Annotated in this window: 24 protein-coding genes; 7 read left to right on the top strand and 17 right to left on the bottom strand. The window is 59.5% G+C overall.

All coding sequences use genetic code 11. The features are described from left to right. Window positions 1-14 precede the first annotated feature (14 nt). Genes GNG27_RS11770 through GNG27_RS11750 form a run of 5 tightly spaced genes read right to left on the bottom strand, consistent with a single transcriptional unit; the run spans window position 15 to window position 4743 of the window. Complete coding sequence (locus tag GNG27_RS11770) at window positions 15-1172, bottom strand: branched-chain amino acid ABC transporter substrate-binding protein (protein ID WP_142489496.1); 1158 nt, start codon at window positions 1170-1172, stop codon at window positions 15-17. A 28-nt stretch (window positions 1173-1200) separates the two neighbouring features. Next, the gene (locus GNG27_RS11765; RefSeq protein ID WP_156263793.1) at window positions 1201-1920 is read right to left on the bottom strand and encodes an ABC transporter ATP-binding protein; all 720 of its coding nucleotides are present in this window, start codon (window positions 1918-1920) and stop codon (window positions 1201-1203) included. Then, complete coding sequence (locus GNG27_RS11760; protein WP_156263792.1) at window positions 1913-2680, bottom strand: ABC transporter ATP-binding protein; 768 nt, start codon at window positions 2678-2680, stop codon at window positions 1913-1915. The genes GNG27_RS11765 and GNG27_RS11760 overlap by 8 nt, the downstream gene beginning before the upstream one ends. Continuing rightward, a complete protein-coding gene (locus GNG27_RS11755; protein WP_156263791.1) occupies window positions 2677-3783 on the bottom strand; it encodes a branched-chain amino acid ABC transporter permease in 1107 nt (368 codons plus the stop codon). Before GNG27_RS11755 ends, GNG27_RS11760 begins: the two co-directional genes overlap by 4 nt. 9 nt (window positions 3784-3792) lie before the next feature. Further along, entirely contained in the window at window positions 3793-4743 is a 951-nt protein-coding gene (locus tag GNG27_RS11750) for a branched-chain amino acid ABC transporter permease (protein WP_156263790.1), read from the bottom strand. A 170-nt stretch (window positions 4744-4913) separates the two neighbouring features. Between GNG27_RS11750 and GNG27_RS11745 the strand changes: the two genes are divergently transcribed. Continuing rightward, the gene (locus GNG27_RS11745; protein WP_156263789.1) at window positions 4914-5876 is read left to right on the top strand and encodes a LysR substrate-binding domain-containing protein; all 963 of its coding nucleotides are present in this window, start codon (window positions 4914-4916) and stop codon (window positions 5874-5876) included. Window positions 5877-5959: 83 nt separating this feature from the next. On the opposite strand, the gene yddG is transcribed toward GNG27_RS11745, so the two are convergent. After that, window positions 5960-6847 carry an aromatic amino acid DMT transporter YddG gene (yddG, locus tag GNG27_RS11740; RefSeq protein WP_156263788.1) on the bottom strand — a complete coding sequence of 296 codons (888 nt, stop codon included), beginning with the start codon at window positions 6845-6847 and terminating at the stop codon, window positions 5960-5962. Between the two features lie 222 nt (window positions 6848-7069). On the opposite strand from yddG, the gene fdnG reads away from it, so the two are divergent. The 3 genes from fdnG to fdnI are packed head-to-tail and all read left to right on the top strand — an operon-like array spanning window position 7070 to window position 11662. Then, window positions 7070-10117 (top strand): formate dehydrogenase-N subunit alpha, encoded by a 3048-nt coding sequence (fdnG, locus tag GNG27_RS11735; RefSeq protein WP_156263787.1) that lies wholly within the window; start codon window positions 7070-7072, stop codon window positions 10115-10117. 11 nt (window positions 10118-10128) lie between these two features. Further along, complete coding sequence (gene fdxH, locus GNG27_RS11730; protein WP_142489488.1) at window positions 10129-11013, top strand: formate dehydrogenase subunit beta; 885 nt, start codon at window positions 10129-10131, stop codon at window positions 11011-11013. Beyond that, window positions 11006-11662, top strand: a complete 657-nt coding sequence (gene fdnI, locus GNG27_RS11725) for a formate dehydrogenase-N subunit gamma (protein WP_142489487.1) — start codon at window positions 11006-11008, stop codon at window positions 11660-11662. The genes fdxH and fdnI overlap by 8 nt, the downstream gene beginning before the upstream one ends. A gap of 46 nt (window positions 11663-11708) precedes the next feature. Here the strand turns inward: fdnI and GNG27_RS11720 are convergent, their stop codons facing one another. From GNG27_RS11720 to ppk2, 3 genes are all read right to left on the bottom strand, one after another. After that, window positions 11709-12032, bottom strand: coding sequence for a CcdB family protein (locus GNG27_RS11720; protein ID WP_156263786.1), 324 nt, complete (start codon window positions 12030-12032; stop codon window positions 11709-11711). Further along, the gene (locus GNG27_RS11715; RefSeq protein WP_156263785.1) at window positions 12032-12220 is read right to left on the bottom strand and encodes a hypothetical protein; all 189 of its coding nucleotides are present in this window, start codon (window positions 12218-12220) and stop codon (window positions 12032-12034) included. The genes GNG27_RS11720 and GNG27_RS11715 overlap by 1 nt, the downstream gene beginning before the upstream one ends. Before the next feature lie 176 nt (window positions 12221-12396). Further along, on the bottom strand, window positions 12397-13221 hold the full coding sequence (gene ppk2 / locus GNG27_RS11710) for a polyphosphate kinase 2 (protein ID WP_156263784.1): 825 nt from the start codon (window positions 13219-13221) through the stop codon (window positions 12397-12399). 201 nt (window positions 13222-13422) lie between these two features. On the opposite strand from ppk2, the gene araJ reads away from it, so the two are divergent. Continuing rightward, entirely contained in the window at window positions 13423-14598 is a 1176-nt protein-coding gene (gene araJ, locus GNG27_RS11705) for an MFS transporter AraJ (RefSeq protein WP_142489483.1), read from the top strand. Window positions 14599-14708: 110 nt separating this feature from the next. Here the strand turns inward: araJ and GNG27_RS11700 are convergent, their stop codons facing one another. From GNG27_RS11700 to GNG27_RS11670, 7 genes are all read right to left on the bottom strand, one after another. Beyond that, on the bottom strand, window positions 14709-15800 hold the full coding sequence (locus GNG27_RS11700; protein ID WP_156263783.1) for an alkylhydroperoxidase domain protein: 1092 nt from the start codon (window positions 15798-15800) through the stop codon (window positions 14709-14711). Between the two features lie 9 nt (window positions 15801-15809). After that, window positions 15810-16799, bottom strand: a complete 990-nt coding sequence (locus tag GNG27_RS11695; RefSeq protein WP_142489481.1) for a putative FMN-dependent luciferase-like monooxygenase — start codon at window positions 16797-16799, stop codon at window positions 15810-15812. Further along, window positions 16796-18397: an ABC transporter ATP-binding protein gene (locus tag GNG27_RS11690; RefSeq protein ID WP_142489480.1), complete on the bottom strand. Its 1602-nt coding sequence runs from the start codon at window positions 18395-18397 to the stop codon at window positions 16796-16798. The genes GNG27_RS11695 and GNG27_RS11690 overlap by 4 nt, the downstream gene beginning before the upstream one ends. Next, entirely contained in the window at window positions 18394-19245 is an 852-nt protein-coding gene (locus tag GNG27_RS11685) for an ABC transporter permease (protein WP_142489479.1), read from the bottom strand. Before GNG27_RS11685 ends, GNG27_RS11690 begins: the two co-directional genes overlap by 4 nt. After that, a complete protein-coding gene (locus GNG27_RS11680; RefSeq protein ID WP_156263782.1) occupies window positions 19242-20186 on the bottom strand; it encodes an ABC transporter permease in 945 nt (314 codons plus the stop codon). Before GNG27_RS11680 ends, GNG27_RS11685 begins: the two co-directional genes overlap by 4 nt. Before the next feature lie 10 nt (window positions 20187-20196). Then, window positions 20197-21816 carry a TIGR04028 family ABC transporter substrate-binding protein gene (locus GNG27_RS11675; protein WP_156263781.1) on the bottom strand — a complete coding sequence of 540 codons (1620 nt, stop codon included), beginning with the start codon at window positions 21814-21816 and terminating at the stop codon, window positions 20197-20199. A 142-nt stretch (window positions 21817-21958) separates the two neighbouring features. Further along, window positions 21959-23161, bottom strand: a complete 1203-nt coding sequence (locus tag GNG27_RS11670; protein WP_156263780.1) for an NAD(P)/FAD-dependent oxidoreductase — start codon at window positions 23159-23161, stop codon at window positions 21959-21961. A gap of 199 nt (window positions 23162-23360) precedes the next feature. On the opposite strand from GNG27_RS11670, the gene GNG27_RS11665 reads away from it, so the two are divergent. Beyond that, window positions 23361-23867: an Rrf2 family transcriptional regulator gene (locus tag GNG27_RS11665; protein ID WP_156263779.1), complete on the top strand. Its 507-nt coding sequence runs from the start codon at window positions 23361-23363 to the stop codon at window positions 23865-23867. 99 nt (window positions 23868-23966) lie between these two features. Here GNG27_RS11665 and adhP read toward each other — a convergent pair whose 3' ends face one another. Then, window positions 23967-24977: an alcohol dehydrogenase AdhP gene (gene adhP / locus GNG27_RS11660; protein ID WP_156263778.1), complete on the bottom strand. Its 1011-nt coding sequence runs from the start codon at window positions 24975-24977 to the stop codon at window positions 23967-23969. Window positions 24978-25251: 274 nt separating this feature from the next. Here adhP and GNG27_RS11655 point away from each other — a divergent pair, with 274 nt between their 5' ends. Then, window positions 25252-25851 (top strand): inorganic diphosphatase, encoded by a 600-nt coding sequence (locus tag GNG27_RS11655; RefSeq protein ID WP_156263777.1) that lies wholly within the window; start codon window positions 25252-25254, stop codon window positions 25849-25851. Window positions 25852-25862 lie beyond the last annotated feature (11 nt).

Here is a 25862-nt window from a genome sequence, read left to right as displayed (position 1 = left end):
ATTGCCTCACTGCGTTACTTAGCTTTTGCGCCGCCCAGTACGGTTTGCGGCTGCCATTTGCCGTCGACCACTTTATAGACGGTGAACGACGGGGCTTTCAGGTTGCCCTGGTCATCAAAGGCGATCTGCCCGGTGACGCCGGAGTAGCTGATGGCGCGCAGGGCAGGCAGGTACTCTGCCGGATCCACCGAGCCGGCTTTCTCCATCGCCGCTACCAGCACGCGGGTGGCGTCATAGGCGAACGGGGCGTGCAGTTCGATATGGGTGTGGTAGCGGGACTGATACGCCTGCTCAAAGGTCTTGCCGCCCGGCATCTGATCCACCGGCAGGCCCGGTTCCAGCGCCACCACGCCTTCACCCTCTTTCTGCGCCAGTTGCAGGAAGGTCTGGCTGACAAAGCCGCCCGCGCCCATCAGGGTGGCGTTCATCCCCAGCTGTTTGATACGGCGCGCCAGCGGCGCTGCCTGGCTGTCCACGCCGCCGAAGAAGATCAGATCCGCGTTTTTGCTACGGATCGCGGTCAACACGGCGCTGAAGTCGACGGTTTTGTCGTCAACGTACTGACGGTCGACAATCTTCACGCCCTGAGCTTCGAGGGATTTAATAAACTCGTCCGCCAGCCCCTGACCAAAGGCGGTACGGTCGTCGATCACCGCGATGCGTTTGGCTTTCAGGGTGTCGATGGCGTACTGCCCGGCAAACTGACCGCCGTCATCGTCATGGCCCATCACGCGGAAGCTGGTGTCAAAACCCTGTTTGGTATAGGCGTGACCGGTGGCGACCGGGGCCACCTGGGCGATACCCGCGTCGTGATACACCCGTGCCGCCGGGATGCTGGTGCCGGTGTTCCAGTGACCGACTACGCCCGCTACGCCGTTGTCTACCAGACGCTGGGCCACGGCCACCGCGGTACGCGGATCCGACTGGTCATCTTCGGACTGTAGCTTGAAGGTTACCGCTTTGCCGCCGATGGTCGGATGCTGCTTGTTGATGTCGTCAATCGCCAGTTGGGCGCCGTTCTCCAGGTCTTTACCGATACGGGCAGACGGGCCGGTGAGTGGGCCCGCCAGGCCAATCACCACGGTTTCGCTGTCGGCGGCCCAGGCTCCGGTAGAGGCAAACCCGCTGAGCAGAATAGCGGCGCTGAGGGCGCTGATTTTTACGGTTTTCATTATTTTTCCCTGATGTTGGTTGGTGTCGTTAAACGGGCATTTCGCCCAAATAAATCTGTGCAATCTGGTCGTCGTCGAGCATCGCTTTCGATGCCCCGTGATGAACGATGCTGCCGCTGTCCATTACCCAGGCCTGGTCGGTGACTTCCAGCGCCAGGCGGGCGTTCTGTTCGATCAGCAGCAGGGCGACGCCGCGCTCGCGCAGCCCGGCGATGACGGCAAAAATGTTCTCCACCATCTTCGGCGCAAGGCCCATCGACGGCTCGTCGAGGATCAGCAGACGCGGTTGGCTGAGCAGGGCGCGGTTCAGCGCTAAAAGCTGCTGTTCCCCGCCGGAGAGCAGCCCGGCCAGCTGGTTCTGGCGTTCGCCCAGACGGGGAAAACGGTCAAAAATCGCGTCCATCTCCTGCTTCATGGTGACAGTGTCACGTCTAAGCCAGGCCCCCATCTGTAAGTTCTCCAGCACCGTCATGCGGGCGAAGATGCCCCGACCTTCCGGGACCATCACCAGCCCGTTGCGCAGCAGCCCTTCGGCTTTCTGTTTACGCACCGGCTTGCCGTTAAATTCAATGTTGCCGCCAAAACGCTCCAGCCCGGTGATGGCCCGCACGGTGGAGCTTTTGCCCGCGCCGTTAGCACCGATCAGGGTGGCCTGTTCGCCTTCGCGCAGGCTAAAGGAGACATCCCGAACCGCCTGGATCCCGCCGTAATGCACGTCCAGACGTTCCACTTTCAGTAATTCAGACATGGGCATTGCCTCCAAGCCAGGCGGCGATGACCGCCGGGTCGCGGCGCACGCTGTCCGGGGTGCCGCTGGCTAACGTTTTGCCGTAATCCAGCACCGTGAGGCGATCGCAGATCCCCATCACCAGCTTCACGTCGTGTTCAATCATCAACAGGGTTTTTCCGTCGTCACGAATGCGGGTCAGCAGTTCACCCAGGGCCACTTTTTCTGCCGCGTTCATCCCGGCGGCGGGTTCGTCCAGCGCCAGCAGCAGCGGATCGGTGGCCAGCGCGCGGGCAATCTCCAGCCGACGCTGATGGCCGTAGGCCAGGTCGCAGGCGCGGTAGTGGGCGAACTTCGCGATGCCGGTGTACTCCAGCCAGTGCCAGGCCTGCTCCAGGGTCCGGGCTTCTTCTTCCCGGGCGCGCTTGTGACGGCTCAGCGCCGCCCACAGGCCGTTGCGGGTGCGCACGTGGCGACCGACCATCACGTTCTCCAGCACCGACATCTCGTTAAACAGCCGCACGTTCTGGAAGGTGCGGGCGATACCCGCGGCAGTCACTTTTTCGATCTGGGTTGGAAAATAAGGTTTATCGGCAATGGCGAACTCGCCGCTGTCGGCCGGATACAGGCCGGTGATCAGGTTAAAGCAGGTGGTTTTGCCCGCACCGTTGGGGCCGATCAGACCGTAGATCTCGCCCTTGTTAATCGACAGCGAGACGTTATCCACCGCCGTCAGGCCGCCAAAGCGTTTGGACATGTTGCGCACGGTTAACAGGCTCATGCTTTCACCTCCTTGTGGCGCTTCGGCCAGATGCCCGACGGGCGAACCAGCATCACGCCGACCAGGGCCAGGCCGTAGAACAGCTGGCGCAGGATCTCCGGGTCAATGAGTACTGAACCAAACAGCGCCTGCTGCGCCGAGGCCGCCTGGCTGCGCAGCAGCTCCGGCAGGGCGGTAAGCAGCACCGCCCCGAGGATCACTCCCGGGATATGGCCCATCCCGCCCAGTACCACCATCGCCAGCACGGCAATGGACTCCTGCAGGGTAAAGGATTCCGGGGAGACAAAGCCCTGGAAGGCACCGAACAGCGCCCCGGCCACGCCGCCGAAGGAGGCGCCCATGGCGAAGGCCAGCAGCTTAAAGTTGCGCACGTTAATGCCCATCGCCCGGGCGACGTCTTCATCCTCGCGGATGGCGTGCCACGCCCGGCCAATGCGCGAGTGTTGCAGGCGCAGGCAGACAAAAATGATCCCGACAATCACCAGCATCAGCAGGTAGTACCACAGCCACAGGGCGGGCACTTTGACGCCAAACCAGTGGTAAACCCCGCTGAACTTGAGGCCGAACAGGTTGAGGGTATCGACGCCGGTAATGCCTTTCGCGCCGTTGGTGATGTTCACCGGGCGGTCGAGGTTACGCATCAGAATGCGGATGATCTCCCCGAAGCCGAGGGTCACGATCGCCAGGTAATCCCCGCGCAGCTTCAGCGTAGGGGCACCGAGCAGAATGCCGCACACCGCCGCGACCAGCGCCGCAAGTGGGATAATCAGCAGGTAAGAGGTGTGCAGCCCGTCCGGGAACCAGACGTTGAGGATCGGGAACACCTCCGCCAGATGCGGAGACGCCAGCAGCGCCGCCAGATAGGCACCGACGGCGTAGAAGGCGATAAAGCCCATATCCAGCAGGCCGGTGTAGCCGACCACGATATTCAGCCCCAGCGCCAGCATGATGTAGAGCAGGGCGAAGTCGATCACCCGCACCCAGTAGTTACCGCCCAGCTGGGTAGCCACCACCGGTGCAAGCAGCAGGGCAAGGACGAAGAGCGTCATGCCGGACCAGAATTTACCGCTGGTCGCCGGTGTTTTGAGTTCAATGGCAGTCATGATTTTCCCTTACGCCCTGTGCGCCACGCGCTCGCCCAGCAGACCTGCCGGACGGAAGACCAGCACCAGAATCAGCACGATAAAGGCGAACACGTCCTGATAGTTGCTGCCGAACACGCCATGAGTCAGCTCGCCCAGATAACCGGCGCCCAGCGCTTCGATAATGCCGAGCAGGATCCCGCCAATCATCGCCCCGCGAATATTGCCGATGCCGCCGAGCACCGCCGCGGTAAAGGCCTTAATGCCGGGCAGGAAGCCCATTGAGAAGCTGGCGTTGCCGTAGTTGCTGGCCATCATCACCCCCGCCAGCGCGGCAAAGATGCCGCCAATGGCGAAGGTCAGGGTGATGATCGCATTTGGATTGACGCCCATCAGGGTGGCGACGCGCGGATTTTCCGCCACCGCGCGCATACCGCGGCCAAGACGGGTGTACTCCACCAGCAGCCACAGGCCGGTCATCACAATCAGGGCCAGCGCCACGGTCACGATGCCGGTCACGGTGATAATCGCCGGGGGATGTGCCTCGCTGCCTGCGGTGACGGCAATGGGGTCCATCGGCAGGATCTGCGGAAACATCAGCGGGTTGCGCGACCAGATAACCATCGCCAGGGTTTGCAGCAGCACCGACACGCCAATCCCGGAGATCAGCGGGGCCAGCCGCGGGGCGTTGCGCAGGCGACGGTAGGCAAAGCGCTCCACCGCCATCGCCAGCAGGGCGCAGACCGCCATGGCAATCACCAGCGCAAAGCCGAGCTGCAATAGCTGCGGCATGGCCGGGAAATGGTTGCTGAGAAGATTCAGCGTCGACAGGGTAGTCAGCGCGCCGACCATCAGAATATCGCCGTGGGCGAAGTTAATAATGCGCAAAATGCCATACACCATGGTATAGCCCAGCGCGATCAGCGCGTAGATGCTGCCCAGCATCACGCCGTTGATCAGTTGTTGTATGAGTGTGTCCAACGTTGTTACCCGACAAATTGCTCTTTCAGCGGTTAACATCTAATAATTGAATTAAATTGTGAAATACGCATATATTCTTTCTTATGATTTTTGGAGCTTGCGTTATCTGATTGATTTTAAAGATTATGATAAATAACTGATTAACCTGATTATCCATAACAGGTCAATATATGAATAAAACAGAACAATCCATGGCGTTGGCGGCCTTTGCCGAGAGCCGGCTGGCGAACGATCCGCCCCTGCGGGCGGTTCGGGCCTTCGAAGCGATAGCCCGTCTGGGCAGCGTGACGCAGGCAGCCCGGGAGCTGGACATCTCTCCGTCGGCGGTCAGCCATCAGTTGAAGGTGCTGGAAGGGTATCTGCAAATGCCGCTCACCGAGCGCCAGGGGCGCAGGTTGATCCTCAGCCAGCAGGGGCGGGACTACTACCGCTCCATTCGCGCGGCTTTTAACGTGCTGCGCCAGGCCACGGAGCATTTACTGGAGCAGGTGCAGACCCGCCAGGTGACCATCAGCCTGATCCCGCTGTTTGGCATGGGGTGGTTTATTCCGCGCCTGCCGGGGTTTATGCGCGCCAATCCGCAAACCGAGATTAACGTGGTTTACGCCAACCACCGCAACTACCTGAGCGATGCCTCGGATATGTCGATTCGCTTTGGTAACGGCCAGTGGGCGGGCTACCAGAGCGAAAAATTGATTTCCGGGCAGATGGTGCCGGTCTGTAGCCGGGCGTTTTTGCGCCTGCACGGGCATATAGACACCCCCGAGCAGCTGCTGCAAATGCCGCTCCTGCACGACGAGGAGCGCGCCACCTGGCAGCAGTGGTTTATCCAGCAGGGAGTGAAGCGCCCGGTGCGGCGCAGCGGACCGATGTTTGAAGACGGGCTGTTAACCCTGGCGGGAGTGCAGGCGGGGCTGGGCTGTGCCCTGATGCGCGAGCCGCTGATTGCCCCCTATCTGGAGAGCGGGGAGCTGGTGAAGATCTTCGATCTGCCCATTGATGATGGCCGGGATTATTACCTGTGCGTGCGTCAGGACGGCGAGATGAGCCAGGACGGGAAGCTGCTGCAAAGCTGGCTGCGCAGGAACAGTTCCCTCACCCTGGAGGAGATGCCGGGTGGCGGCTCCGCCTGACCCGGCCTACAAAATCTACAAACGGCACCACGCCGTAGGCCGGGCAAGCGCATGCGCCGCCCGGCGTGGCAGGCCGCAGAATCCTAACCCTTACGGGCCCGCGTGGCGTACCAGCACAATAGCGACCCCGCGCACACCATCATCGCGCCCTGCCAGAAGCTAAACGACAGGGGCGCACTCAGCAGCACCGCAGCCAGCGCTGCTGACAGCACCGGGGTAAAATAGGAGGCCGCCGCCAGCAGCGTCACGTTGCCGTGCAGAATCCCGACGTTCCACGAGGCATAGCCAAACCCCAGCGCCACGCCGCACATCAGGAGCTTGATCGTCACCGGCACGCTGAACACCATCTCGGGCTGATCGCTGAAGGCATATTTCAGCCACAGGCTTAGCGCCGTCAGCAGCACAAACAGCGTAATCCCGTTCTGCCCCCTGGCATATTTGCTGGTCACGGTGCAGTAGGCCGCCCAGATAAAGGCTCCGACAAAGGCGAGACCGTAGCTCAGCGGATTGGAGACGATGTTACGGGCAATCTCCGCCGGATTGAGCCCGTTCTCGCCGCCCAACACCCAGCTGACGCCCAGCAGGGAGATAATCAGCCCCGGGCTCACCCACAGGGTCGAACGCTGGCGGTTAAACAGAATGGCAAACACAATGGTCAGGCTCGGCCAGAGATAGTTAACCATCCCCACCTCAATCGCCTGATGGCGGGTAGTGGCGTAGCCTAACGACAACGCCAGGCAAATTTCATAGCTGACGAACAGCACGCTGCCGGCAATCAGGTAACGGCGCGAGAAACGCCGGAGGTCAGGAAACCCGACCGTGATCAGGCAGAGTAAACCGCTGAGCGTGTAGATCATCGCCGCTCCCCCTACCGGGCCGAGCCCCTCGCTGACGCCCCGGATCAGGCCCACCATCGTGCTCCAGAGCACAATTGCGGCCAGCCCGATCAGGGTGGCTTTTTTTCTGTCCATCTTATTTCCACAGTCTTTGCATTTTTAGGGGCAAATTTATAGCACTGTTTCAGTACCTTCCGCGAATTAATCTCCCTTCAGCTACTCATTAAGCAGTAATAAAACCGCTCCCCGCTGACTATTAAGAGGGCGAAGATCGGTGATATTGATTTGCCGCAAAAAAAACAGGGGCTTTGCTGTTAGTTTTCCGCCGGAATTCTCAATGATCTAACGAGGACAGCAATGGACGTCAGCCGCAGACAGTTTTTTAAAATCTGCGCGGGCGGTATGGCCGGTACGACAGTGGCTGCTTTAGGGTTCGCCCCTAAAATGGCGCTGGCTCAGGCGCGCAACTATAAGTTGCTGCGCGCCAAAGAGATCCGTAACACTTGCACATACTGCTCCGTGGGATGCGGGCTATTGATGTATAGCCTGGGTGATGGCGCGAAGAACGCCAAAGAGTCGATTTATCATATTGAAGGCGATGCGGATCATCCGGTCAGCCGTGGGGCGTTATGCCCGAAAGGGGCGGGCCTGCTGGACTATGTCCACAGCGATAACCGTCTGCGTTACCCGGAATACCGCGCCCCGGGCTCCGACAAATGGCAGCGACTCTCCTGGGATGAAGCCTTCACGCGTATCGCGAAGCTGATGAAGGCCGACCGCGACGCTAACTTCGTCGAAACCAATGAGCAGGGCGTGACGGTAAACCGCTGGCTCTCCACCGGGATGCTGTGTGCATCCGCGGCAAGTAATGAAACCGGCATGCTGACGCAAAAATTTGTGCGCTCCCTCGGCATGCTGGCGGTAGACAACCAGGCGCGCGTCTGACACGGACCAACGGTAGCAAGTCTTGCTCCAACATTTGGTCGCGGTGCGATGACCAACCACTGGGTTGATATCAAAAACGCCAACGTCGTGATGGTGATGGGCGGTAACGCCGCTGAAGCGCATCCGGTGGGATTCCGCTGGGCGATGGAAGCGAAAAACAACAATGATGCGACGCTGATCGTCGTCGATCCGCGCTTTACGCGTACGGCATCGGTGGCTGATATCTATGCGCCAATCCGCTCCGGCACGGACATTACGTTCCTCTCCGGCGTGCTGCTGTACCTGATCGAAAACAACAAAATTAACGCCGAGTACGTTAAGCACTATACCAACGCGAACCTGCTGGTGCGGGAAGATTTTGCCTTCGACGACGGGCTGTTCAGCGGCTACGACGCCGAAAAACGCCAGTACGACAAGTCCTCCTGGAACTATCAGTTCGACGAAAACGGCTATGCAAAACGCGATGAAACCCTGACCGATCCGCGCTGCGTGTGGAACCTGCTGAAACAGCACGTCTCCCGCTATACGCCGGAGGTGGTGGAGAACATCTGCGGCACGCCGAAAGCCGATTTCCTGAAGGTGTGTGAAGTGCTGGCCTCCACCAGTGCCGCCGACAGAACTACGACCTTCCTGTACGCGCTGGGCTGGACGCAGCATACCGTCGGGGCGCAGAACATCCGTACCATGGCGATGATCCAGCTGCTGCTCGGCAACATGGGTATGGCCGGTGGCGGGGTTAACGCCCTGCGCGGTCACTCCAACATCCAGGGCCTGACCGATCTCGGCCTGCTGTCGACCAGCCTGACCGGCTATCTGACGCTGCCGTCCGAGAAACAGACGGATCTGCAGAGCTATATGACGGCGAACACGCCGAAAGCGACGCTGCCTGACCAGGTGAACTACTGGAGCAACTATCCGAAGTTCTTCGTCAGCCTGATGAAATCTTTCTACGGCGATGCGGCACAGAAGGAGAACGACTGGGGCTTTAACTGGCTGCCGAAATGGGATCAGTCATACGACGTCATTAAGTATTTCAACATGATGTCGAAGGGGAAGGTCACGGGCTACATCTGTCAGGGCTTTAACCCGGTGGCGTCGTTCCCGGATAAGAACAAGATTGTCGCCAGCCTCAGCAAGCTGAAGTACATGGTGGTGATCGATCCGCTGGTGACCGAAACCTCGACCTTCTGGCAGAACCACGGCGAGATGAATGATGTGGATACCGCCTCGATTCAGACCGAGGTCTTCCGTCTGCCGTCGACCTGCTTCGCGGAAGAGGACGGCTCCATCGCCAACTCCGGTCGCTGGCTGCAGTGGCACTGGAAGGGGCAGGATGCGCCGGGCGAAGCGCGCAACGACGGTGAAATCCTGGCCGGGATTTACCATCGCCTGCGCGAGATGTATCGCACCGAAGGCGGCAAAGGCGTCGAGCCGCTGCTGCGGATGCGCTGGGATTACAAACAGCCGGATCACCCGGAATCGGAAGAGGTGGCGAAAGAGAACAACGGCTATGCACTGGCGGATCTCTATGATGCCAACGGCGTACCGATCGCGAAGAAAGGCCAGCTGTTAAGCAGCTTCGCCCAGCTGCGTGATGACGGTACGACGGCATCGTCGTGCTGGATCTACACCGGGAGCTGGACCGAGCAGGGTAACCAGATGGCTAACCGCGATAACGCCGACCCGTCAGGGCTGGGCAATACGCTGGGCTGGGCCTGGGCGTGGCCGCTGAACCGTCGCGTGCTTTACAACCGCGCCTCGGCGGACATCAACGGCAAGCCGTGGGATCCGAAACGGATGCTGATCCAGTGGAACGGTGCGAAGTGGACCGGGAACGATATTCCGGACTACAACACCGCCGCGCCGGGCAGCAACACCGGGCCGTTTATCATGCAGCCGGAAGGGCTGGGGCGTCTGTTTGCCATCGACAAGCTGGCGGAAGGGCCGTTCCCGGAACACTACGAACCGATGGAAACGCCGCTGGGCACCAACCCGCTGCACCCGAACGTGGTTTCGAGTCCGGTGGTGCGTGTCTACGAGGAAGATGCCGTGCGGATGGGCAAGAAAGACAAGTTCCCGTATGTCGGCACCACCTATCGCCTGACCGAGCATTTCCACACCTGGACCAAGCATGCGCGACTCAATGCTATCGCCCAGCCGGAACAGTTTGTCGAGATCAGCGAGACCCTGGCGCAGGCCAAAGGCATAGCCAACGGCGATCGCGTGAAAGTCAGCAGCCAGCGCGGGTTTATTCGCGCCGTGGCGGTGGTTACCCGTCGTCTGCAGGCCCTTAACGTTCACGGCCAGCAGGTGGAAACGGTCGGTATTCCGCTGCACTGGGGCTTTGAAGGGGTGGCGCAGAAGGGCTATATCGCCAACACCCTGACGCCATCGGTAGGGGATTCCAACTCGCAAACGCCGGAGTACAAGGCGTTTCTGGTCAACATCGAGAAAGCATAAGGAGCGAATAAATGTCGATGGAAACACAAGACGTCATCAAACGCTCCGCCACCAACGGCTTTACCCCCGCGCCTCGTGCGCGGGATTACAAAGCGGAAGTGGCAAAGCTTATTGATGTCTCCTCCTGCGTGGGCTGCAAAGCCTGCCAGGTGGCCTGCTCCGAGTGGAATGATATCCGCGACGAGGTGGGCCATTGCGTTGGCGTGTACGATAACCCGGCCGATCTGAGCGCCAAATCCTGGACGGTGATGCGTTTTAGCGAAACCGAGCAGAACGGCAAGCTGGAGTGGCTGATCCGCAAAGACGGCTGCATGCACTGTGAGGATCCGGGCTGTCTTAAGGCCTGTCCGTCCGCCGGGGCGATTATTCAGTACGCCAACGGCATTGTCGATTTCCAGCAGGATAACTGCATCGGCTGCGGGTACTGCATCGCCGGGTGTCCGTTCAACGTGCCGCGCCTCAATAAAGAGGATAACCGGGTCTATAAATGCACCCTGTGCGTGGATCGCGTCAGCGTTGGTCAGGAGCCAGCATGCGTGAAAACCTGTCCAACCGGGGCGATTCACTTTGGCACCAAGAAGGAGATGCTGGACGTTGCCCAGCAGCGGGTCGATAAGCTGAAGGCGCGCGGCTATGCCAACGCGGGCGTCTACAACCCGCAGGGGGTAGGCGGGACGCACGTGATGTATGTCCTGCACCATCTCGACCAGCCGGAGCTGTATCACAATCTGCCGAAGGATCCGGCGATCGATACCTCTATCAACCTGTGGAAAGGGGCGCTTAAACCGCTCTCCGCGGCGGGCTTTATCGCCACCTTTGCCGGGTTGATTTATCACTACGTGGGCATCGGGCCGAACAAAGAGGTGGATGACGATGAGGAGGAGCACCATGAGTAAGTCAAAGATGATCGTGCGCACGAAGTTTGTCGACCGCGCCTGTCACTGGACGGTGGTGATCTGCTTCTTCCTGGTGTCACTGTCGGGGATTTCATTCTTCTTCCCGACGCTGCAGTGGCTGACCGAGACCTTCGGTACGCCGCAGATGGGGCGTATTCTCCATCCGTTCTTCGGGGTGCTGATTTTCGTGGCGCTGATGTTTATGTTCGTGCGTTTCGTGCATCACAACATCCCGGACAAGCAGGATATTCCGTGGCTGAAGGGCATTGTTGAGGTGCTGAAAGGCAACGAGCACAAAGTCGCGAAAGTGGGCAAGTACAACGCCGGACAGAAGATGATGTTCTGGACCATCATGAGCATGATTTTTGTGCTGCTGGTGACCGGGGTCATTATCTGGCGTCCGTACTTTGCCCAGTATTTCCCGATGCAGGTGGTGCGCTATAGCCTGCTGATCCACGCGACCTCGGCCATTATTTTGATCCACGCCATCCTGATCCATATGTATATGGCGTTCTGGGTCAAAGGCTCGATTAAAGGGATGATTGAAGGGAAGGTGAGCCGCCGCTGGGCGCAGAAGCACCATCCGCGCTGGTACCGGGACGTGGAGCGACTGGAAGCGCAGAAAGAGAATCGTGAAGGGATAAAATGAGTTCCCCCCGCTCCGGACGGTGTTTCGGAGCGGGTATTTTGGGAGGTCAGGTGTTGGTGAACAATGCGTCGATGGTGGCGACGATATCTCTCCTGGCTGTATTGAGATGACAAATAAAATCCTTGGGTTTGATCTGGGATTTATCAATATGACTTATCATCGGAGCATAAATATTTAAAGTATCAAACTCAATATTCACTTGTGGGGCGATGTGACTGTACCATCGAGGTATTTTATGGTGTCTCATTAATGGCATAATAATGCGCGTACTAAGATCGTCATAATGGTCGTTTTGCACAACGACGTAATATGGCAACAAGTTCCTCGTATTAGTCGATGTATTCCGATAAACATTAAATTGTTTGGTCATCAGAGCACCCTGAAAAATTCATCATCTGTTAACATTCCATGTTCTGCTACAATTTCATTCATTATGCGCATGAATTCCTTATCACGCTTGTGTTGCTCGATGCGCTCCTCTGCTGTTAATACGGGGCGTGGGGGGACGCCAGTTAAATGATCCTTACCTGCGCTCTTTTCTTTGATGGCCATTTTCATTATTCGTTCTCCTGTTCTGGTGCAGTCATTATCAATCGCCAACAATAAAAAACAATACCGTTCCGCCTGGTAATTCAGGAATTGCGAGCACGCTTCCAGACCAAAGTAACAGGCTGAAAACAGACAGGGTTATTGTGAATCACCCTCCCGATAAATAATCAGGAGGGTGGTAAAAATCAGAACTTCTCGTCAATATAACGGAACGGATATGCGGTTGGTTTAATTTTGCCAATTTTACGTTTCGGTAATTTAACCTCTTCTTCCGGCAGGTCTTTATAAGGAATCTGCGTCAGCAGGTGAGAGATAATATTCAGCCGCACGCGCTTTTTATCCTCGGAGCGGGCGACAAACCATGGGGCCCAGGCGGTATCGGTGGCCGCAAACATCGCATCGCGCGCCTCGGTGTACTCATCCCAGCGGTTAAAGGATTTAACGTCCATTGGCGACAGCTTCCAGGTTTTGCGCCCGTCGTTGATGCGGTCGCGCAGACGGCGCTCCTGCTCTTTGGGCGTCACTTCCAGCCAGTATTTGATCAGAATAATGCCCGCATTGACCATCGCCTTTTCGATGATAGGCGCACCGTCGAGAAACTTCTCGACCTGTTCCTCGGTACAGAAGCCCATCACGCGCTCCACGCCCGCACGGTTGTACCAGCTGCGGTCGAAAATCACGATTTCACCTGCTGACGGCAGATGCGGCACATAGCGCTGGAAGTAGAGCTGACTTTTCTCTTTCTCGGTGGGGGCCGGCAGCGCGACCACCCGGAATACGCGCGGACTGACGCGTTCGGTCAGGGCCTTGATAGTGCCCCCTTTACCTGCGCCATCGCGTCCTTCAAAGACGACGCACACTTTCAGGCCCTTGCTCACCACCCAGCGCTGCAACTTAACCAGCTCTACATGCAGGCGATGCAGCTCTTGTTCGTACTCCTTACGCTTAAGCGGGACGGGAGGGGCGCTCTTCGCAACGGGTTTGCTTTTCTTCTTTTCTTTATCTGCCATGATGCGTTCCTTTACGGGAGGTCTGACGGTACGGTGAGACATAACACTTTGAAGTGTAATCAGGGCTGAGCACCCTGGCGGAAAATATTCACCGCCTGGCCGAATTGATGGAGGAATCGGCCAGCGGCGCGATTTGAACTGGCTCACCATACAAGATTGGTCGATAATGGCTGTTGCAATTTTTTAACAAGTGGTTGTGGTATGAAAAAGACGGTGTTTTCGTTAGCACTTGGTACCTTTGGCCTGGGCATGGCCGAATTCGGCATTATGGGTGTGTTAACCGAGCTGGCGCGTGATGTAGGCATTACGATTCCCTCCGCCGGAAATATGATTTCGTTTTACGCCTTCGGGGTGGTGATAGGGGCGCCGATCGTCGCGCTCTTTTCCAGTAAGTTCTCCTTAAAGTCGATCCTGCTGTTCCTGGTGACGCTGTGCCTCGTTGGCAATGCGATTTTTACCTTCTCCACCTCCTACACCATGCTGGCAATTGGGCGGCTGGTCTCCGGCTTTCCGCACGGCGCGTTCTTCGGTGTCGGCACCATCATCCTCTCGCGCATAGCGCCGCCGGGCAAAGTGACGGTAGCGGTAGCGGGGATGATCGCCGGGATGACGGTGGCTAACCTTGCGGGCGTGCCGCTCGGCACCTGGCTGGGGCATCAGTTTAGCTGGCGCTACACCTTCTTCCTGATCGCCGCGTTTAACCTGTTGGTAATGCTGTCAGTTGTCCTCTGGGTACCGCAGACCTTTGATAAAACGCAGCTTCGCCTGAGTGAGCAGTTTCACTTTCTGAAAAAGCCGGAACCGTGGTTTATCTTCGCCGCCACCATGTTTGGCAACGCCGGCGTCTTCGCCTGGTTCAGCTTTGTGAAGCCGTTCATGATCAACGTGTCGGGCTTTTCCGAAGGGGTGATGACCGCGATCATGATGCTGATGGGGCTCGGCATGGTGCTGGGGAACCTGTTCAGCGGCAAGCTCTCCGGGCGCTACAGCCCGTTGCGGATTGCGGCGATAACCGATCTGGTGATTGTCCTGTCGCTGCTGCTGTTGTTTGCCTTTGGCGGGCTGCCTGCGGCCTCGCTGGTGATGGGCTTTATCTGTTGCGCCGGTCTGTTTGCGCTGTCGGCTCCGCTGCAGATCCTGCTCCTGCAAAATGCGCAGGGCGGGGAGATGCTTGGAGCGGCTGGGGGCCAGGTGGCGTTTAACCTCGGCAGCGCCATTGGCGCGTACTTTGGCGGGATGATGATCACCCTGGGCTTTAGCTGGAGCTACGTGACTCTGCCTGCGGCGGTGCTGTCGTTCTGCGCGATGTCGTCGCTGTTGATATACGGGTATCTGAAATCCCGTCGGGGGCAGGCTGACGCACAGGCGTTAGCCTGAGCAACGAGCGTGCTGGTTGCCCGGCGGCGCTGCGCTTGCGCGGGCCTACGGTTCCATAAACCCGCGGTTTTGTATGCCGGGTAAGCGCAGCGCCACCCGGCATAAAGCGCTCACGGCAAAGACGGTTCACCCAGAGTCAACATCAGCCGGTTAGCCCAGGCGAAGAACGCCGCTGACTGCACCAGATCCAGCTGGGCCAGGGTATCCAGCCCCTGACGTTCCAGCTCGGCCAGATGCCCCGGCGTTACCGCCGGCGGCGTCACCGACAGCGCGGCGGCAAAATCAATCCCCGCCTGCCAGCGTGGCGACTGCCCGCTGCTCAGGGACTGTCCCGGCTCTACCGCCAGCAGCCTTTCCACGGCATCATCATCTTTCGACAGCTGGCTGGCCTTACGCGCATGGACAGAGGCGCAGTAAATGCACCCATTCACCTTGCTGGTCACCGCGGCGGCCAACTCTCGCTCCGCACGAGACAGCCCACCAGGGGTATAGAAAATCCCTTTATCGGTGAGCGTTCGCTGCTCCAGCACCGGCAGATTGCGCCCCAGCAGGCGGAAATAGTCCGAGTCGGTATGGCCGAATTTGGCGAGGATCGCCTGTTCATCGGCGGTAAATTCCGCCAGCGGTTTGGGTGTCAGCCACGGCTCCCAGCCCAGCTCCAGCTGGGTAAATTCGACCGGCGCGGCTTTACCATTTTTGGTCAAAGGCACGGTGTGCCAGTGGCCCGCCACAACGGGGACATCGCTTGCCGCCACCGTTTTGTCATTAAGAAGACGCAGCCCAACGAGCAGGCGACTCTGGAAACTGACAAAGGCAATCAGCTGCGCCAGGGTCACAATACCTTCTTTGCTCCAGCCCGCCAGGGTGAGCGCATTGATCGCCCCCGGGGTGGCCTGGACCGGCGAGAAGGTCAGCAACCGGGCAAAGGCCAGGGCGGGGGTCAGGCGCACTGAGGTCGGGTCGGCCAGACCAAACCCGGCATAGTGGGCCGCCAGTGCGTCGGCGTTGTGCCATTTCGCCACTTTTGCCGCCACGGCAAAGCGTTCGTCCAGCGCAAAGTCGGCATCCTGCTGACTGAATAACGTTTCGTAACTCCCCTGAGCGTGACGCGTTGCCGCCTCGCGGGTGAGTCGTGCCTGTTCCAGCGGGGAACCCGGGGCAATCTCCGCCAGCCCGGCGAGAATATCCTGACTTAAAGCCATGGTGACTCCTTATAAAAGATGAGGGGCGATCTGCTCTGCGATTAACTCAATGGAACGCAAGGTGTCCTGATGCGACGGCTCAACCGAATGCACCTGGAACGAAATGTCGGTAGCGCGCGCCAGGACCGAATCCTGCGCCAGCGAGGCGAGGACCGTCTGCGGCGCGCCGATATGGGCATCGAACTGGCGAACGTGATCCGTGACGGTGTCACCGATCAGGGCGTGCCCGGCAGCCTGATGCTGCTGCGCCTGACGGGTCAGACCCGGTTCGGCCACCTTCAGCGCATATGCATCGCTGTCGGCGACAAATGCGGTACGCGAAGCCAGAATGCGCGGGGCCACGCCGGACGGAAGGGCGTCAAGATAGGCGTCGATAATCGGGTTCTGGATCGCATCCAGCGGCAACAGAAGATTGTCCGCCGGGCGCGGCTGGGTGCGGGAGAGCATCAGCCCGTGGCCCTGCTGCGCGGCACGCACCGCCCCCTCGACTGAAAAAGTCGCGATCCACACCCGCTCCGTCAGTCCTGGGGCGGGCGGATAGAGATGGTTATCGGGATGGGTCAGCGAATCCCCGCGCCAGGCGCTGTGGATCAGGTGCAGGTGATCGGCGAAGGTCGCCGCCCGTTCGTTAATGGTCAGCCCGAACGGCAAAAACGAGGTCGGCGTGCCGCCGGAACCAAACCCCACCTCCAGCCGTCCGTCGGATAAGAGGTCCAGCACCGCCGTGTCCTCCGCTACCCGTAGCGGGTTCTCCAGCGGCAGGGTGATAATGGCCGTGCCGAGGCGAATGCGGGTGGTGAACGCCGCCACATGGGCGAGGAACACCAGCGGCGACGGCAGGCCGCCCTCATGCTCGTGGAAGTGGTGCTGCGCGATCCATGCCGTGTCAAAACCGTAGCGTTCGGCATGGCGGATCTGCTCTGTTGCCAGGCGATAGCGTTCCAGGGCTGGCGCATCGTCCAGCAGGCGGGTGAAGAAACCCAGGCGTTTACGCGTCATGCGTACTCCTTCTGTGAAAAGTGGGGAATGGCGTCGATCAGCTCGCGGGTGTAGTCGTTTTGCGGCGAGGCGAACAGCGACTCGACTGCGCCATGCTCAACGACCTGACCGCTGCGCAGCACGGTAACGCTGTGGGCAATGCGCCGCACCGTCGCCAGATCGTGAGTGATAAACAGATAGGTCAGGCCCAGCTGCTGTTGCAGCTGCTGGAGCAGGGCGAGGATCTGCGCCTGCACGGTGACGTCCAGCGCCGAAGTGGCCTCGTCCAGCACCAGAATGGTCGGCTCGAGGATCAGGGCCCGGGCAATGGCCACGCGCTGCCGCTGTCCGCCCGAGAGTTCCCGCGCGGTGCGGGTTAACAGCTCCGGCGGCAACGCCACCCGCCGGGTGACGCTCTCCACCCGGGCGGCGCGTTCGGCCTTGCTGACCGGAGCGAAATTCTTCAGCGGCTCTTCGATGATCTCAAACAGCGTCTGGCGCGGATCTAGCGAGGCAAAGGGGTTCTGGTAAACGAACTGGATCTTCTGCCGCAGCTGGCGACGCGCTTCATGGCTCAGGGTGGTGGCGTCGATATCATCGATAATCACCTGGCCGCTGTCGGCCTGCTCAAAGCCCAGCAGAATACGGGCTAGGGTGGTTTTACCCGAGCCCGACTCGCCAACCAGCGCGTGGGTGCTGCCGCGCAGAACGGCAAAGCTAACCCCATCCAGAGCCTGCAACTGATGGCCTTTGCCCAGCGCAAAGCGTTTGCTGATCCCCTCGGCGCGAATAGCCGGAGAGGCCAGCGGACGACCCGATACCGGGGCGATAGTTAACCGCTGTCCGTTCAGATCGCTCAGCAGCTGGCGGGTGTAGGCGTGCTGCGGGGCCCGTACCACGTCGGCGGTGGCACCATGCTCCTGCACCTCGCCGTTACGGAACACCAGCAGCCGGTCGGCCCGCTGGGCCGCCAGGGCCAGGTCGTGGGTGACGAACAGCACCGCGGTGCCGGATTCGCGGCGCAGCACGTCCAGCAGATCGAGAATGCGTTTCTGCACCGTCACGTCCAGCGCGCTGGTGGGCTCATCGGCGATGATGACGTCCGGGCGCAGGGCGATAGCGATAGCAATCAATACCCGCTGCTTCATGCCGCCGGAAAGCTGATGCGGAAACTGCTTCATCCGCTGCTCCGGGTGGCTGAGGCCCACTTTAGTCAGCAGGGCCAGCACCTGATTATCGCACTCGGCCTTACCGATCTTCTGATGCAGACGCAGGATTTCACCCACCTGTGCGCCAACAGTTTTTACCGGATTGAGGGAGTTACCCGGATCCTGCGGCACCAGGCTGATGCGCGCGCCGCGCAGGCTGTCGAGCCGCTTCGCCGACCACTGGCTGAGATCTTCCCCGTTCAGACGGATGCTGCCAGCGTCGCGGCGGGCGTTGTCCGCCAGCAGGCCAATGATCGCCTGGGCAGTGGTGGTTTTCCCGGAGCCGGACTCGCCGACAAAGGCCAGCAACTCGCCGCGCCCGAGGGTAAAGCTGACGTTATGTACTACCTCGCGCCACTCCCGCCCCGTGCGGTAGCTGAGGGTCAGGTTTTCAACAGATAATACGGTCATGAACGGCCTCCGCTTAACTGACGGCTGATACGGTTGGTCGCCAGCACCACGGCAATGACCACCAGGCCGGGGAAGGTGGTTAACCACCAGGCGGTTGAGAGATAGTTACGTCCTTCGGCAATCAGCAAGCCCCATTCCGGGATCGGCGGCGGGGTGCCGTAGCCCAGGAAGCTAAGGGTCGAGAGGGCCAGGATCGCCTGACCAAACTGCAACGTGGCAAAGGCCAGCACCGCGGTTAGCGAATTGGGCAGAATGTGGCGCCACAGCACCGTCCAGAAGGTGCCGCCGCTGCCAAACGCCGCTTCGACATAATCGCTATGGCGAATGCGCACCACTTCACCGCGCGCCAGGCGGGCAAAGCTGGCGATCGACGCCACCCCAACGGCAATGGCGGCATTCACCGTGCCAAAGCCCAGAAGAATAATTACCGTCAGCGACAGCAGCAGCGAGGGGATGGCGAGCAGAACGTCCACCAGCCGCATCAGCACTGACTCCACCCGTCCGGCAAAGGCCCCGGCAATCACGCCGATGGCGGTGCCAATAAACAGCCCCATCGCCACCGCCACCAGCGCGGCGCTCAGGGAGTGCGAGGCGCCATAGATGATGCGGGTATAGACATCACGACCCAACTGGTCGGTACCGAGCCAGTAGTCAGCCTGGGGTGCCAGCCGCTGCGCCCCGGCAATGCCTTCAATCGGGCTGTAGTGGGTAAACAGCCCCGGCGCGATGGCCGCCAGGGCGGCAGCGGCAATAATGGCGTACGCCAGCCACAGTCCAGGCTGCCAGCGCCATCCGCGCCAGGCCGGGATGCGCTTGCGCGCCGCAGCAGCATAATCAACAAGGCTCATGCAGCACCTCCGGTAACGGTTTGCAGGCGGGGATCGAACAGCGGCATCAGCAGATCCACCAGCAGGTTAATCAGCACAAAGCCGAGGGCGGAAATCATCACCACCGCCTGTAGCACGGCGATATCCTGGTTGTTCACCGCCTGCTGGGTCAGCAGCCCCAGCCCGCTGCGGCCGAACACGGTTTCGGTGATCAGCGCCCCGGCAATCAGTTCGCCCAGCAGCAGCCCGGCGATGTTCAGCACCGGCAGCAGGGCATTGCCCGTGACGTGCCGCCAGAGGACCGCGGTTTCACTCAGCCCTTTGGCCCGCGCCACGGCAACGAACGGCTGGGCGGCCACCTGATCCAGACTGCGCATCAGGATCTGCGCCAGCGGGGCGGAGATGGGAATGGCGACGGTGACAATCGGCAGGATCAGCCCCTGCAGCGGGGTCGGGTTAATCACCGGGATCAGCCGCAGCTGGAACGAGAACAGCTGAATCAGGGCAATCCCCAGCCAGAAGGTCGGCAGGGAGATAAACAACACCGGCAGGGACTGAATGGCGTTGCTTAACCAGCGCAGCCCCGGCAGGCGCGAGGCCAGCGCCAGGGAGAAGGCCAGCACCACCGCCAGCGCAAAGGCGGGCAACGCCAGGCTTAAGGTGTCCGGCAGATTAGTGGCAATCAGCTCGCTCACCGCCACGCCCGCCTGCACCGAGAAGCCAAAATCGCCGCGCAGCATCGCCCCGAGGGTGTGCAGATACTGTTGCCACAGCGGGCTGTCGGCCCCGTAGGCGATGCGCATCTCTTCGATTTGCGCCGGACTCAGACCGAGATCCGGGTTCTGGAACTTGATCAGCACCGCATCCCCCGGCAGTACCTGGAGCAGCACAAACGACAGGGTGAATGCCGCCCATAACACCAGCAGCCCCAGCCCGGCCCGTCGCAGCAGATAGTGGCTCATCGTCGACTCCTTAATGTTTCTCGATCCACGCGCCGTAGAACGACGGGCGACCGACCGCTTCAAAACTCACCCCTTTTAACCAGGGCGCACCGGCAAACACCTGCGGCTCTTCGAAGATTGGGATCACGTAGGCGTTATCCAGCAGATAGCGCTGGGCATCGCCGGTAAGCTGGAGGCGTTTCTGCGGGTCCACTTCGGCGGAGATATTCACCAGCAGCTCGTTGAGCTTGTCGTCGCGGAAGCTGTTCACCTTGTCGCTGGAGCCGCCTTTTTGCAGTAGGGCGTCGCGGTTATTCGGGTAGAACATGCTCTTCACCACGTCCGGGTCGGCGCGGCCCACTTCCGAGACGGTGAGTGGGGTCTTCAGCGGGTCGAGGTTGTCGAGAACGTGGCTTCCGGCATCACCGGCCTTCACGTTGAGGGCGACGCCCACCTGACGCCACTGCTGGGCCACCAGCTGCAATACCTCTTTATTCTGCGGCTGCGGCAGGGATTCATAGATAGTCAGGGCCAGACGCTGGCCGTCTTTGGCGCGGATGCCGTCGCTGCCCGCTTTCCAGCCCGCCTCATCCAGCAGGCTGCTGGCTTTGGCCGGGTCGAAGGTCAGCTTGTCGCTGAGATCGACATAGCCCGCGGCGGAGTCGGCTATGACCGATTTGGCCTGCGGATAGTTAGGCGAGAACAGGGTCTCAACCACCTGCTTCGCGTTGGTGGCGTGCAGCAGCGCCTGGCGCACCCGGATGTCGGCTACCAGCGGATTATCCGGGCGGAAGCTGATGCTGTCGTTTACCCCGCGGGTGGGGGCGGCGTAGATGTGGTATCCCTGATCGGTGGCCTGTTTTTCGTCATAGGCCTGCACCTGGCGGATAAAGTCGGCCTGTCCGGCCAGCAGTGCGCCGACGCGAACGCTGTCCTCCGGGGTCACCAGATAAGTGATGCCGTCCAGGTTCGCCGGGCCCTGTTGGGCGAGGTTTTTCGGGCCCCAGGCGTAGTCTTTCCGCGCCAGAAGGTGCACCTCCCGGCCCAGCTTTTCGTCTTTCACCACGAACGGACCGGAACCGATGATATGTCGGGCATCACCCAACTCTTCAAAGTTACGTTGTAACGTGCTCAGGGAGACCAGACCCGAGCCGATAGTAGCAGTGCCCTGCAGGAAGCCCGGGGACGGCTTTTTGAAGTAGAACTTCACGGTCTGCGGGTCGATCACTTCGCTGCGGTCGTAGTTGTTGATCACTTCCGATACCGGCAGGCGCTGGGCCTTGTTGCCTTTGCCGTAGGTATCAAAGTTCTTCGCCACTGCGTTCGCGTCCAGCGGTGTGCCGTCGGAGAAGGTCACGCCGGGGCGGAGCTTAAAGGTGTATTCGGTTTTATCGGCATTGGTGCTCCAGCTCTCGGCGATCCACGGCTCCACTTCCAGGGTCTTAGGGTTCTGCCAGGTGAGTTTGTCGGTGATCTGGTTCAGGATCCCGCCGTTGGGGTAAAACCCGCCCGCCGGGGGATAGAGATTGGTGTGAGCCTGTTGCTCCAGATAGACCAGCGTGCCGCCTTTAACCGGGGTATCGGCAGCATACGCCGCCGTCGTCGCAAGAATGAGCGCCGTCAACAGCGGCAGGCAAAATGGGGTTTGCATGGTGAATTCCTTATGTTTTTTCTTGTTAGCGTCGAATGCATCTTCGGGCGGGGCAGAAAAGAAAGGAACCAAGGAATTGAGCTAAGGATTTGCGGAAAATGGCAATAAAAAACCGCGCCGGCGGGGGCGCGGTGAGTCGTCTCTAGACAAATTTCGCCAGCGGATCGGCGGCGGCAAAGGCCATGGCGCGGTCTGCTGCGGGCGGGTAGATCAGTTCGTTGGTGATGGCGATTTTGATTTTCTTCGCCTCGTCGCGCACGCATTTCACTTTCTGGTCCCACCCCTCGCTGTAGACCGCGCCCCAGCCGCCTAGATCGAGACAGGTGACATAGTTCACCTGACGATAGGGATAGGGGGCCACGTCCAGCAGGCTGGCGGCGGCGTTGTGCCCGGCAAACTTGCCCAACTGGATGGCGTGTTGGCAGGTCATTAGCGCCGTGTTGCCGAGATCGTCGGTGCGGGCATGGGCCATATCTCCGGTGGCATAGACCTCTGGATGGGCAGGTACCTGCAGGCTCTCGTTGACGATTAAGCGTCCCTGGCCGTCGCGTTCGCCCGCAATCTGCTGGCTGAGGGGATGCGCTTCCACGCCTGCCGTCCAGACGACGGTGGCGGCAGCGATGCGCTCGCCGTTTTTCAGCGTTACGCCTGTAGCATCAATAGCTTTGATCTCACTGTTTAGCCGCCACTCCACGCCCAGTTCATTGCTCGCTTCTTCAATTGTATTGCGCAGCTCTTCACTGTAACGCCCGCCAATTACTGCGCCGCGCTCAACTACGATAATTTTAGTCTGCGTATTTTCGCCGAAACGGGCCCGCAGACGGGCAGGGAGTTCGGTCGCCAGTTCAATGCCGGTAAAACCGCCTCCGCACACTACCAGGGTGTTGCGTTCCGGCGTAGAAGGGCGTAGGGCCAGTGAATCGAGGTGATTTTCAAAAATCTGTGCGGATTCCAGCTGGTCGATATCAAAGGCAAATTCGGCCAGACCGGCAATGGCAGGGCGTCGGGTCTGGCTGCCGGTCGCCACGATCAGACGGTCGTAAGCGGCCAGCGTCACGTTGCCCTGGCTGTCGCGATACCAGACACTTTTCTGCTTCGCATCAATACGTTCAGCGGATCCAGCAATAAAGTGAATGTTCAACTCAGCAAAAAGCTCGCTTAACGGGGCAGCAAAGCCCGCGACCTGCTCTTCATAAAAGCGCGGACGGATCCGCAGCTCCGGACGGGGCGCCAGGACGCTGATCTGCAGGTCGTCACTGCCCGTAACATCGGCCAGGCGCGCGGCGCTTACCGCAGCCCACATTCCCGCAAAACCGCTGCCCACAATTAAAATTTGCTTCTTCATCTTCGATCCTTTTTCTTATCAGGCCCCGTGGCCGACGTGACTACAACTATACTTGTCGTAGTTAACTGCGACAACATCTTTCTGAGTTAAATAACCGGGCACCGTAAAAACAGAGGGTTAGATGAAGAGAGGATTGTGACTGTCTTTCTTTTACGAAACGCGGCTATAATGACCCGGAATAATAACTTCGGAGTTAAGCATGGCTTTTTACAGTTCCGGCGTGGAGTACGGCATTCATAGCCTGATGACCATGGTGGATGCGAAAGGGAACGACCGCGAGATGAGCGTCAGGGAGATGGCAGCACTACAGGGCGTGCCTTACGACTATCTGGGCAAGATTTTCACGCGTCTGTCGCGCGCCGGGCTGGTGAGCAGCACTGAAGGAAAGGGCGGCGGTTTTCGGCTGGCGCGGCCTGCGGAACTGATCACCGTGCTGGATGTGGCCCACGCCATTGATGGCGAGAAAAATACGTTTGAGTGTCGTGAAGTGCGTCAGCGGCTGGCGGTGTTCGACGAAACGCCTCCGGCCTGGGTCTGCGACGGACCGTGCGGCGTGCGCTCGGTGATGGACAGCGCCCAGCAGCGGATGGAAGAGGAGCTGGCGCGGCATACCATTCTCGACCTGGCGCGCAAAATGTACCGTAAGGCACCGGATACTTTTCAGATTGAGGTGCAGGAGTGGATTGCGGATCGGCGGAATTCGTAGGCCCGGCAAGCGTAGCGCCGCCGGGCATGCAGTGTTACAGGGGAGTGCGGCCCGTTCCCCCTCATCCTGACCCTCTCCCTCAAGAGAGAGGGAACAAGGTTACGAACGGAAATCAATCACCATACGGCCGCGAATCTGGCCTTGCTCCATCTCTTTGAAGATGGCGTTGATATCGCCCAGCGGACGCAGCGCCACTTTCGGCACAACCTTGCCTTCGGCGGCAAACTGGAAGGCTTCGGTCAGATCCTGGCGGGTGCCGACCAGCGAGCCCACGACCTGAATGCCATCCAGCACCAGACGCGGAATATCGAGACTCATCGCCTCAGGCGGCAGACCGACCGCCACCACCCGGCCACCGGCACGAACCGCATCCACCGCCGAGTTAAAGGCCACTTTCGCCACTGCCGTCACTACCGCAGCGTGGGCGCCGCCGGTTTTTTCCTGAATGAATTTCGCGGCATCGTCGCTGCGGGAGTTGACGACCAGATCGGCGCCCATGCTGGTCGCCAGCTTCAGCTGCTCATCGTTTACGTCAACGGCGATCACTTTGGCGTTGAAAACGTTTTTGGCATATTGCAGCGCCAGGTTACCCAGCCCGCCCAGGCCATAAATTGCAATCCACTGGCCGGGTTTGATCTCTGACACTTTCACCGCTTTATAGGTGGTCACCCCGGCGCAGGTAATGCTGCTGGCGGCGGCGGACTCCAGCCCGTCCGGCACTTTTACCGCATAATCGGCGGTAACGATGCACTCTTCTGCCATTCCGCCGTCCACGGAGTACCCGGCGTTTTTTACGGTACGGCACAGGGTTTCATTGCCAGAGTTACAGTATTCGCAATGGCCGCAGCCTTCGAAGAACCACGCCACGCTTGCGCGATCGCCCGGTTTCAGCGAGGTGACGCCCGGACCGACTTCCTTAACCACGCCAATGCCTTCATGGCCGAGGATCACCCCGGTTTTATCGCCAAAATCGCCGTTTTTAACGTGAAGATCGGTGTGGCAGACGCCACAGCACTCCATCTTCAGCAGCGCTTCGCCGTGCTTCAGCGGGCGCAGGGTTTTCTCGGTCACTTCTACCTGATGGTCTTTAGTCACGACAGCAGCTTTCATATGTTTCTCCATTTTCATAATGAGGATCTGCGAGGCAGGTATGACGTCCAACAGCGCGACATACTCCTTAAGGATTAATTTTTTTAATGATTGAGGCAAGGGCTGTGAAACATAATGTCATCATTTAACGCAGATTTATCGGAACGACGATAGCGGATGCTGTAATAACCATAATGAATGCATGGTAAATATTTCTGCAGTAAATCTGTCATGTTTCTGACATTTCGAAACCGTAAGGTGTGGTCTTCTTAAAAACCGAAGAGTTAACAAGACAATGCATCTGGTAAAAAAACTTCTCGCAGTGAGCGTCCTCCTGTCAGCTTCTGTGCAGGCACAAAATATTCTCGAATTCCCACAGCCTGATAATAATCCGGAAGAGTTTTACGCCGTCACCGAAATTCCGGCCGGCGGGATTATTAAGTATGAAACGGATGCCAAAACGGGCTTTATCGTGGCCGACCGCTTCCAGTCGATGCCGGTGGCCTACCCGGCAAACTATGGCTCGCTGACCCAATCCCTGGCGGGTGATGGCGATCCGCTGGACGTGATCTTCTATACCCGCGCGCCGATGGCCCCGGGTACCCTGATTAAACTGCGCGCCATTGGCGTGCTGAAGATGATCGACGGCGGCGAGAAAGACGACAAAATTGTCGCCGTACCGGCCAGCAAAATTGACCCGACCTATGACGATATCAAAGAGTTGAGCGATCTGCCGAAGATTGAGCAGCAGCGTCTTGAGTCGTTCTTCCGCGTCTACAAACAGCTGTCGGAAGGGCGCAAGTCGGTGGAGCTGAACGGCTTTAACGATGCCGCCACCGCGAAGCAGGAAATTAAACAGGCATGGGATGCCTGGAAAACGAATCAGCCGAAGTAAAAAATGGCCCG

It is taken from the genome of Leclercia sp. 119287 (genome assembly GCF_009734485.1).
Taxonomy (GTDB): domain Bacteria; phylum Pseudomonadota; class Gammaproteobacteria; order Enterobacterales; family Enterobacteriaceae; genus Enterobacter; species Enterobacter adecarboxylatus_C.
Note: the sequence above shows the minus strand (reverse complement) of the source record. Positions and strands in the feature narration are given on the sequence as shown.